This window comes from Chloroflexus aurantiacus J-10-fl, assembly GCF_000018865.1.
In the GTDB taxonomy this organism is placed as follows: Bacteria; Chloroflexota; Chloroflexia; order Chloroflexales; family Chloroflexaceae; genus Chloroflexus; species Chloroflexus aurantiacus.
Genome location: NC_010175.1, coordinates 3,132,976 through 3,145,055, shown reverse-complemented (window position 1 = coordinate 3,145,055; position 12,080 = coordinate 3,132,976). Strand labels below are relative to the sequence as shown.

The window sequence follows — 12,080 nt, the reverse complement described above, 5'->3', positions numbered from 1 at the left end:
AGAGCCGGGCGATGCACTGAACACCCTCACCTCCGGCCCATCTCCTGCGGCGCGGAGGCGAGAGCAGAAGCCTGCTACGAACAGAGCCGGCACAATGCCCTATTTGCCGGATGCACGACACCGGCTTCTTACAAATTCTTCATCAAATTAGTACCTTTGACCTGACGACAAAATCACCATAAACCGGCTATACTATAGGATGCACGACGTCCATGCCGCCGCCGCGCCTCGAGGCGCGGCGTTGCGTTCGCCGGAGCGGTTATGCCTAAGCGCATTTTAGTTGTTGATGATGATCCGAATATTCGCCGGCTGGTATCACTCGCTCTCACCGAGGACACACCGTATGAGGTAAGTGATGTATCCTCGGCGGAAGCAGCTCTCCTCCACATCTCCCGGCAACCGGTCGATCTGTTATTTACCGACGTGCGGATGCCGGGAATGAGCGGGATCGAACTCATTCAACGGGTACGTCAACTTGATCCGGGTACGGCGGTCGTTGTCTTTACCATTAGCCCGGAGGATTTGTCACCACAATTGAAAACAGAGTTGCAAATTGACTACGTCTTGACGAAACCGGCCACCGCTGAACAATTACGGCTGGCGGCAACGACCCTTCTCGATCCGATCAAGCCGGCTGCGGCAAGCCGTCCTGAAGCCCCGGCGGGAGAGACGTCCGGTGGCAGTCGCTTCAGTCAACGACTGGCGATGCTCCGTTCCCGGCAACCGGTGCAGTCAGCATCAACCGGATCATCGAATGTGGCGATGCGCCTCACGCCGCACCAGAGTGGCCGTAGCGGACGGAGTTATTCCGAAGCGCAACTTGAGCGTATGCGCCAATCGCTGAAGGACCTGGCGCTGGCGCCGGATGTCCAGTGTGCGATTCTGGCCGATATGAGTGGGCTGGTCCTCAGCCACTGGAGTCGCCGACGTGATATTAACGTGACGGTTGTTGCTGCACTGGCAGCCGGTAACACGCTGGCACTGGCCGAGATTGGCCGCCATCTGGGGCAACAGCGGCCTGGTCATCTGGTGATCCACGAAGGGCAGGATCAAAATATCATTATGGCTTCTGTTGATGATCTGATTCTGCTGCTGGCCATTGGTGCCAACGCTTCACTCGGTTGGGCGCGGATTGCCGCTCTGCGTGCCTGTGAAGAGATGGCACGTATCGCTCACAGTGAATAGCACGACTGCGCTGTTTGACACTGAGCACACCCTTTGCTATACTACGCAAGGCAAAGGGCGGTGCAACCGCTCTGTTTTCATGTTGTCTCGACGCTAGGATAGCGTCGCCCCAAGGAGAAGAAGACCGTGTATGCAATTATTCGTGACCGAGGCATGCAATACCGTGTCGAGCCGGGCCAAGTCCTGACCATCGACCTGATCAGCGCCGAACCGGGTAGCCAGATCGAGCTGGGGGAGGTGCTTTTGGTGGGCGACGCGGAACAGGTCAAGGTCGGCTCGCCGCTGGTCGAAGGTGCTGTGGTGCGGGCAGAAGTATTGGGAGAGCAGAAGGGCGATAAGATCGTTGTCTTCCGCTACCGCAACAAGACCCGCTATCGCCGGCGCACCGGTCATCGCCAGCGCTACACTAAAATTCGGATTAGCGAGATCGTCGCCTGAGAGGAGCTTGAACGATGGCCCACAAAAAAGGTGTAGGTAGCTCGCGTAACGGACGCGATAGCAATCCAAAAATGCGCGGTGTCAAGCGCTTTGGCGGCGAGCATGTTCGCGCCGGAAACATTATCGTCCGCCAGTGTGGCACCAAAATTAAGCCGGGTGAGAATGTTGGGGTAGGTCGTGACTGGACTCTGTACGCGCTTGTTGATGGCGTCGTGCAGTTCGGCCACTATTCACGCACCCAGAAGATGGTGAGCGTGATCCCAGTTACTGCCGCAGAAACGGCTCATTAGAGAGGACGTGTCGTGAAACAGGGTATTCATCCCAAGTATTACACTGATGGCATTGTGTGCGGAACCTGTGGGACGGTCTGGAAGATTGGTTCCACTCGTCCCAATCTGCGAGTTGAGATTTGCGCCAATTGCCATCCGTTCTACACCGGCGAGCAGCGGATTGTCGATACTGCCGGCCAGGTTGACCGCTTTATGCGGCGGTTGAATGTGGCGCAAGAACGCCAGAATGAGCGCGAGAGCCGGCGGGCAGCTCGTACTCAGCCGGAAAAGAAGAGCCTGCTTAAAGAGATTTATGGTGAAGATGCCGAGTAGGCTATCGGTTCGCTTGCGTTCGGTAAGGTCGGCTTTTCGCCGACCTTTTTCGTTTTCGTTCACGGTGACTTGTACTTCCAGAAGAATGGTGCATCAGCACAGGCACCGTCACCGGTTTGGGTCGTCAGTTTGGCCCAACCTTCTCACCGTAAATGGTCACCAGCGCTGCTCTCTTCTATACCGGCGGGCTGGGAGCAGGATATGCTTTGATGATTGGCAAGCGTTCATGAGCCTGTCCGACAATCCGGTAGCGCGACAGCACAGCTTTATGAAATAACTTAAGTTGCTACCTATGCGGTGAGCAGGCCATGGAGGCTGACTGTCAGGATGAACAGCACGACGTTACACGCAACACCGTGTGGCGTAACCGCATGCACGATGTGGGGAGTAGCCAGTTCCCATAGACGTGCTACGCGCACGGTAGCAACCCGGGTTATCCCCGGCCTCTACGTCCTCCGTCTCTCTGTGGTGACAAAGATAGCAACCTGGGTTATGAAATACGTTCAGGCCATCCGGTCATTGTTCCGTGGATGTACGGCTCAGCTTCTATGCCCGCGCAGTTCGCTCGCAGAGGGAATGCAGCGTCAGCGCCGGTAGAACTTGTTTCAAAAAACATCTACCAGAAGTTATCTCATTCTACCGACCGACTCCAGGATCGTGACAGGTACACCGCATCGGCGTGACCAGCCAGGTCAACGACGTACCACGTACTGGATCGTAAGCACGGCTGGCGCGGCAGCATGGCTGCCGCACTCCAAACGACGCACCACGCGGGTGATGGGAGAGCAAGGCAACCAATTCAGCGCGTGATGGCACTGGAGATGGTTATTAGAGTGCGATAGTACAGCTTTTTATGAAATAAGTTCTAGACTCTTCGACCTGGACCGCCAGATCACACATAGCGCGCCAGCATCTGGCGAGCGTGGTTGATCACTTCGTTACGCAATTCTTCTGGCGCCAATACCTCAACATCGGCGCCCCAGCTCAAGACCCAACTCAAAATCTCGCGAATACCGCCGACAGTGAGGTGAAGATCGCAACCGCCATCAGCATTGTCGATGAGCTGCTGGCTATGGTGCCAGCGATTTTCGCGAATGCGGGGTGCAACCTGAGGGGTGAAACGCAGATGAATCGTGACTTCGGCTTCGCTCATAACGGCCCATGCCCGCGCCAGATGGTCGTATGGATCGAAGCCTTCAGGAATGTGGTAATGCTCGTCGAGTAACTCAGCGTGTTCGATGCGCTCAACCTTGAAGGTGCGCACATCATCACGGAGACGATCATAGCCGATGACGTACAGGCCCGGTGTCATGCGCACAACTTCAAGAAAATAAGGGGCAATATCACGTTCGGTTGCCGGTCGGTTAGGCGCTCGATAGCGGATCCGCACCATGCGCCGATCTGCCCAGGCTCGGGTCAGTCGTTCGAGGATTTCGACGTAACGCGGACTGGGTGGCCGTTCGCGAACAAGATTGGCGAGGCGGGCGATATGACCGGCAATCGTCTGATCAGGGAGACCGGCGGCCAGTTGATCGAGGGCCGAGACAATATGGGGATTGTGTTCGTCGCTGTGATGGCTCAGGAGGCGAGCAGCAAAGAACAGCGCAACGGCTTCATTGAGGTTTAGACGGATCGTTGCCAGATAGGCATTGCGGTCGATCCCGTACTTGCCGTTGTGCTGCCAGATCGGCGCACCACTCTCGCTCAGAATGTCGAGATCGCGATAGATGGTGCGCCGATTGACACCACATAGTCGAGCCAGGTCAACCACACTCAGCCCATCGGGGGCGTTGTAGAGCTGGTGTTCAATGCGGCGGAGACGAGCAGCTTTGCTCCGCACACGATCATTGGTCTCGGACATATCTACAATACAAATGAAGCGACTATCATCCCAATTATGAGTAGTCCGCCCCACACGGTGATCCAAAACAGATCACGGCGTACATCGGCATACTCACGGCTGTAATCAGGCGGCTCAATCGAACGCGCAACCGGGCGTCGTACCGGGCCAGGACGCTGATTTGATCGACGACGATTGCTACGCGAAGAGATCGACATACGACAAAACTCCTTGATCTGGTTTAGTGTTCCTGTCGTATTATAACGGAAGTTGTGTTGTTACCGGCAGCTTGCACATCCGCTCTTCTGAGGGTACTATACCCGACGTAGATTCATGACGGTTCAGACTCAAACGAGGCTTTATTGCTCAATAACTATATGCGTATTGGAATCTTTGGTGGTGGACAACTGGCCCAGATGTTGACCCAGGCGGCAATTTCACTGGGGATTGAGATCGTGATCTGCGAACGGGTTGCGGATAGTCCCGCTGCGCGCTATACCCAACACGCCATCGTTGGCCCCTGGGAGGATGAGACGGTACTGACTACGTTTGCCCATCAGTGCGATATTGTGACGCTGGAAAATGAGTTTATCGATGCCGGCCTGCTCGAACGGGTCGTCGCTCAGGGGGTACCGGTCTGGCCGGCACCGGCAACTGTAGCAGTGGTGCAGGACAAATTGTGGCAGAAAGAACGGCTGGCCGCTGCCGGCCTGGCCGTACCACCGTTTCGTTCTGTTGCGACCCCGGATGACGTCCTCACTGCGGCCCAGGCGTTCGGCTGGCCACTCGTGCTCAAGACACGTCGTAACGGGTATGATGGCTATGGCAATGCGACGCTCCGCACGGCAGAAGATGTGCTGCCGGCCTGGGAACGGCTTACCCGCGGTGGTAGTCCGTTGCTGGTGGAGGCGTGGGTACCTTTTACGTGTGAACTGGCAGTGATGGTGGTGCGTGGACGTGATGGCACCATCGCGTCCTATCCTGTGGTAGAGACGGTGCAGCAAAACCACATTTGTCACATTGTCCGGGCACCGGCCCCGATTGAGGCAAAGCTGGCCGCACAGGCGACCGATCTGGCTGTAGCGGCTATTCAGGCTGTTGATGGAGTGGGTATTTTTGGGGTTGAGTTGTTTGCCCTGGCCGATGGTCAGGTGCTGATCAATGAATTAGCGCCCCGTCCCCACAACTCTGGTCACTACACGATTGAAGCGTGCGTAACCTCGCAATTTGAGAACCACCTGCGTGCTGTTGCCGGATGGCCGTTGGGAGCAACCGCACTCCGCTCACCGGCAGCGGTGATGGTCAACCTGCTTGGCCGTCGTAATGGGCCGATCACCCCAACGGCGATCACCGCAGCGTTGGCCGTACCCGGTGCCCATATGCACTTTTATGGAAAGCGCGAGGAGCGCATCGGACGTAAGATGGGGCACGTCACTGCGCTTGGGTCAACACTGGCTGAAGCAGAAGCCATTGCCCGTCAGGCGGCGGCGCTAGTGGCGATGCCGGACGGGCAGCAATGATTAATCGTTCTGGGCCAGATACAGCATTTCTCGCGGATAAGGAACGAGCGATGACAGATCATCCATTAGTAGGCATTATTATGGGCAGCGACAGCGACCTGCCAACCATGCAGGGCGCAATTGATGTCTGTCGCGAATTCGCCATTCCCTACGAAGCACGGGTTGTCTCGGCCCATCGCACCCCGCTCGATATGGCCGAATATGGCATGACAGCCCATCAACGCGGTATTCGGGTGATCATTGCCGGTGCCGGCGGAGCGGCCCATTTACCCGGCATGATTGCGGCGCACTCACCTTTGCCCGTGATCGGGGTACCTGTCCCCAGCAAGGCCCTCAACGGTCTCGACTCGTTACTCTCGATTGTGCAGATGCCGGCGGGAGTGCCGGTAGCCACAGTCGCGATTGGGAACGGTCGCAACGCCGGTTTGCTGGCCGTCCAGATTCTGGCGAGTGCCGATCCAGAACTCCTGGCGCGCGTACAGGCGTACAAAGAGCGCATGGCCGCTGAGTCGCGGGCCAAGAACCGCATCTTTACTGAAATGTAATATGATGGCCTGTTGTTGTCATCGTGCTGCGCATCCGGTATGCTATAACCCAATTGCGGGTATACCGAACGCTCGCAGGATGTTGCAGGTCATCATTCTGGTATATGAAAGGAACAGGCCGTCCTATGCGGAATCTGCTCGTTACCGGCGGAGCCGGCTTCATTGGCAGTAACTTTGTCCACTATATGCTTGGCAAATATGATGATTACCGGATTGTGGTGTACGACAAGCTGACGTATGCCGGTAATCTGGCTAACCTGGCCCCGGTTGCCAATGATCCACGCTTTGCCTTTGTGCAGGGCGATATTTGTGATATTGATGCAGTACGGCAGGCTGTACGTTCGTACAACATCGACACCATCGTCAACTTTGCCGCCGAAACGCACGTTGATCGGTCGATCATGGCCCCTGATGCCGTCGTGCGCACGAACGTCAACGGCACCTGGGCCTTACTCGAAGTGGCCCGCGAGTTTCAGCTTGAGCGATTTCACCAGATCAGTACTGACGAGGTGTACGGCGCTATTCCGGCACCGCGCCGGTCACGCGAGGGTGATCCGCTCGAACCGCGCAGCCCCTATTCGGCCAGCAAAGCCGGTGCCGAGCATCTGGTGTACGCCTACTACATCACCTATGGCGTACCAATGACGATTACACGCGGCTCGAACAATATTGGGCCGTACCACTACCCGGAAAAGGCGGTACCACTCTTCACCACCAACGCGATTGACAATCTGCCCCTGCCGATCTATGGCGATGGCCTGCAAGTGCGCGATTATCAATACGTCCTCGACCATTGCGAAGCGATTGATCTTGTGCTGCACAAGGGTCAGATTGGGGAAGTATACAATGTGGGTACCGAGGTCGAAACGCCCAATATCGAAATGGCCCGCAAGATTCTCGATATTCTCGGCAAGCCCTACAGTCTTATTCAACACGTCACCGACCGGGCCGGTCATGATCGGCGCTATGCGCTCGATTGCTCCAAATTACGCGCGTTAGGCTGGCGTTCACGCCATACCTTCGACGAAGCACTTGAAAAGACGGTGCGCTGGTTCGTTGAGAACGAAGCCTGGTGGCGACCGATTAAATCGGGGGAGTATCTGGAATACTACCGCCGCCAGTATGTCGAACGGGGGTAGCATACCGGCGGTGAGGTTACAGCCAATCCCAGGGGCGACCGATTGGCCGCCCCTGTATTATTAAGCAGATTTGCATCAAACCTGGAATCCGTCAGCCGATCTCACCTCTACCAGATAGCCGTCGGCGGTGCGTCGGAAACGAACATGGCGCGGCACCGGCGGCAATTGCCGGCGGGCCAGTTCTTGATCAACACAGGCCATAATCTCGCCCCATAGCCCCGCTTCCCCCCGATAGTAGCGAAGCAACAGCGCACACAGCTCAGCACTGGCCGGCCAGATTAGTGTGTCCACGGTTCAGTTCCTCGCTTACCGTGTCGATGCTGGTACGACTGCACAACATGCGCACAAATCTGTTGAGGGTCATCGCAGATCAGTAACCGATCAATATCAGTTTGGGCAATCGTGCCATGGGCAAGCAGGGTATTGCGTGCCCAATCAAGCATCCCCTGCCAGAAATCGGAGCCGTACAGAATAACCGGAAAGTCGTGAATTTTTCCGGTTTGAATGAGCGTTAACGCTTCAAACAACTCGTCAAGGGTACCAAAACCACCGGGAAAGATCACAAATGCCTGGGCATACTTAACAAACATGATTTTGCGAATGAAGAAATAGCGAAAACGCACTTCGAGATCAACAAAAGGATTGGCGCCGGTTTCAAATGGCAATTCAATCGTACACCCAACCGAGCGGCCACCACCGGCACGCGCGCCCTTATTCGCCGCTTCCATCAGACCGGGGCCACCACCGGTAATGATCGTAAACCCGGCCTGGGCCAGCAGGCGGGCCGTTTCGGTAGCCGCAGCGTAGATTGGCGATGCCGGTGGAATGCGGGCCGAGCCAAAGATCGAGACGGCAGGCCCCAGGCCGGCCATATTCTCGAAACCCTCGACAAATTCACCCATAATGCGCAATACCCGCCAGGTATCCGTATGGGTAAAGTCGTGAACCTGCCGATAGGGATCGGTATGCAACAATCGTTCGTCTTCTGTCTGTCGTGACATGGTATGGTATACTCCGCAAATTGATGGGCAACACTGCCCATAGGATACTACAAATTCAGGAGGAGTGATGACTCGCCCAAGCGATGGTGGCCGCATCGAGGTGATTTGCGGCTGTATGTACAGCGGGAAGACCGAGGAACTCATTCGGCGAATGCGTCAGGTACGGATTGCCCGCCAGTCGTACCGCATCTTCACACCGCGTATGGATACGCGCTATGCCGAAGGGCAGGTGGCGAGCCATAGCGGGAGCCGGCTCGAGGCAATCACAGTGGCGACCATGAAGGACATTCTGGCCCATGCCGAGGATGCCCAGGTTGTGGCCATTGATGAATTGCACCTCTTTGATGATGATCCGGCCGAAATGGTACGTGGGTGTCAATGGCTGGCCAATCGCGGTGTGCGAGTGATTGTAGCCGGCCTTGATCTAAATTATCGCGCCGAGCCATTTCCGGCCATGATGCATCTGCTGGCGCTCGCCGAGCAGGTAGACAAGCTATACGCCATTTGTGTGAAGTGTGGCGCCTACGCAACCCGGTCACAACGATTAATTGACGGCAAACCGGCACCCGCCGATGCGCCCACCATTGTGGTGGGAGGGCTTGACATGTACGAAGCGCGCTGCCGGACCTGTTACGAGCCAGCGGTATAAGCTGTAGCAATGGGGCGAGCATCAGCCCGCCCCATCACCAGGTGCATTGGAGACGAATGTCAATCAGCTCAAGCCGAGTTTACGCTTCAGCTCAGCCAGCTCGCTATCCACCTCGGTCTCTTTTTCCAGATCACGGAAGCGTGCTTCGAGCGAGTCCCCTTCCAGTTTCGCCATTGCTTCGGCGCGGGCCAGGCGGTCATCCACCTTTTCTTCGAGCTGATCGAGCTTATCAAGGGCACTGACCCGACCAATCGAAGCCGCCGTGCGCTGAAGTGCCTCTTGGGTCTGAGCACGGTTCTTTTTGGCGATAATCAGCTCTTTGCGTGCTTTAACCTCAGCGATCCGGGTTTCGAGGTCAATCAATGCCTGCTGGAGAGCTTCCACCTGCTCTTCCTGAGCCTTTTCCTGGGCACGGTATTGCTCAGCCAGTTTCTGCGCCTGCACCTTACGCGCCAATGCGGCTTTCGCTAACGCTTCGTCACCAGCACGTAACGCACGCTCGGCCTTAATTTGCCACTGCTCGGCCTCACCCTCGGCAGCAATACGCCGCTGTTCAAGGCGGGTTTCATCAGCCATCGCCTGAGCAACCCCCGTTCGCGCCTCGTATAGCTCGTTCGTTAACTGGCGCAGGTACTCGTTCGCCATCTTCTCCGGATCCTCCGCTTTGTCGAGCATGGCGTTAATGTTGGCACTGATCAGATCTTTAATTCGACCGAGAATGGACATGGACGCTCCTCCTTTGGTTGCGACATGAAACAGACCCTGGCTGTAGAGATACGTGTCCGGAGATGAGATGCTGCCTGCATTGTAGCACGCCGATCCCGCTTCTACAACCCTATGATCTGTACGAGTCAAAAGGCAGATAAGTTGCAACGTGCTACCGACTGGCTGGAGGCCATGAGGGAGAGATACAGCACGGCTTCCGCACACCAAACCGGCGAGAGGGGTCAAATCCTGGATAACCCAAGTTGCTACCTTTATCACCACAAAGACACGGAGGACGCAGAGAATGGGTATACCCCGGAATTGCTCCTGTGAGGCGTGACGTAGCCCGTCTACAGGAACTGGCTGCTGTCCACATCGTGCATGCGGTTACGCCATCCGGTGTTGCGTGCAACGTCGTGCTGTTCAGCCTGGCAGTCAGCCTCCGTGACGAGCGATGGCTTCGTTAAAACAGATTTGATAGACTGTCCGCACGCAAATGCAGCGCAAGGGTGATAGGGAGCAAGCGGGTCGCGCTGGCGCTGATCTCAGTGATGCGACACGCCCCTATCACAGCCTGACCCCGCTGGGGATGGGAACCAGCGGCACCGAATGGCACCCGCTGGCACGTGCCGGTTCAGGTGCAGAGCGCGCCGGAGGCGCGCGCTCCCAGGGGATTCTGCCCCCCACCCCAGCCCGCCCCCGCTGGGGGCGGGAGTCAATGGGTCGGCGAGGTTCGGCAATGCATGCGCTTCCAGGTGATGAGCGAGCTGGAGGTGTGCGATCCCAGGGGATACTGCCCCCCACCCCAGCCCGCCCCCGCTGGGGGCGGGAGTCAATGGGTTGGCGAGGTTCGGCAATGCATGCGCTTCCAGGTGCTGAGCGAGCTGGAGGTGTGCGCTCCCAGGGGATTCTGCCCCCACTCCTGCCCGCCCCCGCTGGGGGCGGGAGTCAATGGGTTGGCGAGGTTCGGCAATGCATGCGCTTCCAGGTGCTGAGCGAGCTGAAGGTGTGCGATCCCAGGGTGATACCGGTTTTGCGCACGATGGTGATCAGGTGGCGCGGCGGGGTGACGTTGGTTTGAGGTACGCACGACATAAGCTCATGCCGGCGGGTATCACTCTCTACAAAGGCCGGCGCGCCGGGATGCCAACGGCGCGGGGGAAGCGGTTGGGAGTAGGAGCAGTTTTGGTTACAATCACCAGACTACGTGGCTCTTCATCAGGAATCTCGACCGGCAGGCAGGCGCTGACTTCACCACCAAGCAGGGCGAGGGCATTCTGGGCAGCAGCAATTTCTACTTCTGGATGCCGCCCTTTGGGAGCAAGCAGATGCCCGCCGAGGCGCAAGAGTGGCAAGGCGTATTCGAGCAACACCCGTAATTCGGCGACGGCACGAGCAGTCACCACCTGATAGTGTTCGCGTTCGGTGGGGTTTTGGCCGACGGTTTCAATGCGCTCGTTTAACACTCGAATATTGTGCAACTGAAGGCAATCAATGACGTGACGCAGAAACGTGGCCTTTTTGCCGGTAGCCTCTACCAGAGTAACCGGCAGCGCAGGATAGAGGATTTTGAGCGGCAGCGCCGGGAAGCCGGCACCGCTCCCAATATCGATCAAACTATCCGGTGGTGTTTCCCAGACCCTGGCCAACCAGAGCGAGTCGAGCAGATGCCGGCGAACCATCGCAGCCCGGTCACGAACGGCAGTCAGGTTAAAGCGTTCGTTCCAGGTCATCAGCTCGTCCAGATAGCGTTCAAACTGCGCCAGTTGGTGATCGTTCAGCGACAGACCCCAATCAGCGGTGGTTTTTCTGAGCAGATGGGCAGTGCTATTGGTCATGCTTCCCCGGCTTGATACAGGCGATGGCGAGTAATGTAATCAAGAACGGCGTCTGGCAACTGGTAGCGTACCGGACGACCGGTGGCAAGGCGGTGGCGCAGATCGGTGCTTGAGATGGCAAGTTGAGGCCCCTTAATGACCGTTATCCGACCAGTGAAAGCGGGCACGGCAGCAAGCAGGGTTGCCGGATCGAAGAGATGCCCGGGCCGTTCAACAACTGCCAGATGGGCGATACGGGCAATCTGATCCGGATCGCGCCAGCGGGGCAGGTCGCCGGCAGCATCGGCACCAACGATAAGGGTGAGATGCACTCCAACACCATAGCGCTCCTGACAAATGCGGAGCGTATCGATGGTATACGAGGGTGGTGGTCGTTCCAATTCAAGCGGCGAGGGAATCAGTGCAGCATTCCCGGCACAGGCCAGCCTGACCATCGCCAACCGGTGATGGGGGGCAGCACTGTGGGTCGGCTTTAGAGGCTGGGCAGCAGCCGGAATAATCAGAACCTGATCAAGGTCACAGACCCAGCGCACTTCTTCGGCAATGGCGAGATGACCGAAATGAATTGGGGCGAACGTACCTCCATAAATCCCCAGGCGGCGAACAGTGGTCATGGCT

General features: G+C 57.2%; 15 protein-coding genes. 8 read left to right on the top strand and 7 right to left on the bottom strand.

Features of this window, described 5'->3' with window-relative positions; genetic code table 11:
• Window positions 1-261 precede the first annotated feature (261 nt).
• From CAUR_RS12170 to rpmE, 4 genes are all read left to right on the top strand, one after another.
• Window positions 262-1,185, top strand: a complete 924-nt coding sequence (locus tag CAUR_RS12170; protein WP_012258182.1) for a response regulator — start codon at window positions 262-264, stop codon at window positions 1,183-1,185.
• A gap of 126 nt (window positions 1,186-1,311) precedes the next feature.
• Window positions 1,312-1,623 carry a 50S ribosomal protein L21 gene (gene rplU, locus CAUR_RS12165; RefSeq protein ID WP_012258181.1) on the top strand — a complete coding sequence of 104 codons (312 nt, stop codon included), beginning with the start codon at window positions 1,312-1,314 and terminating at the stop codon, window positions 1,621-1,623.
• Between the two features lie 14 nt (window positions 1,624-1,637).
• Window positions 1,638-1,913, top strand: a complete 276-nt coding sequence (gene rpmA, locus CAUR_RS12160) for a 50S ribosomal protein L27 (RefSeq protein ID WP_012258180.1) — start codon at window positions 1,638-1,640, stop codon at window positions 1,911-1,913.
• Between the two features lie 12 nt (window positions 1,914-1,925).
• Entirely contained in the window at window positions 1,926-2,225 is a 300-nt protein-coding gene (gene rpmE, locus CAUR_RS12155) for a 50S ribosomal protein L31 (protein WP_012258179.1), read from the top strand.
• A gap of 892 nt (window positions 2,226-3,117) precedes the next feature.
• On the opposite strand, the gene CAUR_RS12145 is transcribed toward rpmE, so the two are convergent.
• Together CAUR_RS12145 and CAUR_RS12140 are read right to left on the bottom strand one after the other, a co-directional pair.
• A complete protein-coding gene (locus tag CAUR_RS12145) occupies window positions 3,118-4,086 on the bottom strand; it encodes a helix-turn-helix transcriptional regulator (protein ID WP_012258178.1) in 969 nt (322 codons plus the stop codon).
• 2 nt (window positions 4,087-4,088) lie between these two features.
• Window positions 4,089-4,283: a hypothetical protein gene (locus tag CAUR_RS12140; protein WP_015909199.1), complete on the bottom strand. Its 195-nt coding sequence runs from the start codon at window positions 4,281-4,283 to the stop codon at window positions 4,089-4,091.
• Window positions 4,284-4,442: 159 nt separating this feature from the next.
• Between CAUR_RS12140 and CAUR_RS12135 the strand changes: the two genes are divergently transcribed.
• The 3 genes from CAUR_RS12135 (at window position 4,443) to rfbB (ending at window position 7,269) form a co-directional block, all read left to right on the top strand.
• Complete coding sequence (locus CAUR_RS12135) at window positions 4,443-5,585, top strand: 5-(carboxyamino)imidazole ribonucleotide synthase (RefSeq protein ID WP_015909198.1); 1,143 nt, start codon at window positions 4,443-4,445, stop codon at window positions 5,583-5,585.
• Between the two features lie 50 nt (window positions 5,586-5,635).
• Entirely contained in the window at window positions 5,636-6,130 is a 495-nt protein-coding gene (purE, locus tag CAUR_RS12130) for a 5-(carboxyamino)imidazole ribonucleotide mutase (protein WP_012258176.1), read from the top strand.
• A 125-nt stretch (window positions 6,131-6,255) separates the two neighbouring features.
• On the top strand, window positions 6,256-7,269 hold the full coding sequence (rfbB, locus tag CAUR_RS12125) for a dTDP-glucose 4,6-dehydratase (RefSeq protein WP_012258175.1): 1,014 nt from the start codon (window positions 6,256-6,258) through the stop codon (window positions 7,267-7,269).
• Window positions 7,270-7,344: 75 nt separating this feature from the next.
• On the opposite strand, the gene CAUR_RS12120 is transcribed toward rfbB, so the two are convergent.
• Window positions 7,345-7,560 (bottom strand): hypothetical protein, encoded by a 216-nt coding sequence (locus CAUR_RS12120; RefSeq protein WP_012258174.1) that lies wholly within the window; start codon window positions 7,558-7,560, stop codon window positions 7,345-7,347.
• Window positions 7,548-8,270, bottom strand: coding sequence for an LOG family protein (locus tag CAUR_RS12115; RefSeq protein WP_012258173.1), 723 nt, complete (start codon window positions 8,268-8,270; stop codon window positions 7,548-7,550). The genes CAUR_RS12120 and CAUR_RS12115 overlap by 13 nt, the downstream gene beginning before the upstream one ends.
• A 67-nt stretch (window positions 8,271-8,337) precedes the next feature.
• Between CAUR_RS12115 and CAUR_RS12110 the strand changes: the two genes are divergently transcribed.
• Entirely contained in the window at window positions 8,338-8,919 is a 582-nt protein-coding gene (locus tag CAUR_RS12110; protein ID WP_012258172.1) for a thymidine kinase, read from the top strand.
• Between the two features lie 63 nt (window positions 8,920-8,982).
• Here the strand turns inward: CAUR_RS12110 and CAUR_RS12105 are convergent, their stop codons facing one another.
• The 3 genes from CAUR_RS12105 to nadD form a co-directional block, all read right to left on the bottom strand.
• Window positions 8,983-9,645 carry a PspA/IM30 family protein gene (locus tag CAUR_RS12105; protein ID WP_012258171.1) on the bottom strand — a complete coding sequence of 221 codons (663 nt, stop codon included), beginning with the start codon at window positions 9,643-9,645 and terminating at the stop codon, window positions 8,983-8,985.
• A 1,100-nt stretch (window positions 9,646-10,745) separates the two neighbouring features.
• Window positions 10,746-11,462, bottom strand: a complete 717-nt coding sequence (gene rsmG / locus CAUR_RS12100) for a 16S rRNA (guanine(527)-N(7))-methyltransferase RsmG (RefSeq protein WP_012258170.1) — start codon at window positions 11,460-11,462, stop codon at window positions 10,746-10,748.
• Window positions 11,459-12,076, bottom strand: coding sequence for a nicotinate-nucleotide adenylyltransferase (gene nadD / locus CAUR_RS12095; RefSeq protein ID WP_012258169.1), 618 nt, complete (start codon window positions 12,074-12,076; stop codon window positions 11,459-11,461). Before nadD ends, rsmG begins: the two co-directional genes overlap by 4 nt.
• Window positions 12,077-12,080: the final 4 nt, after the last annotated feature.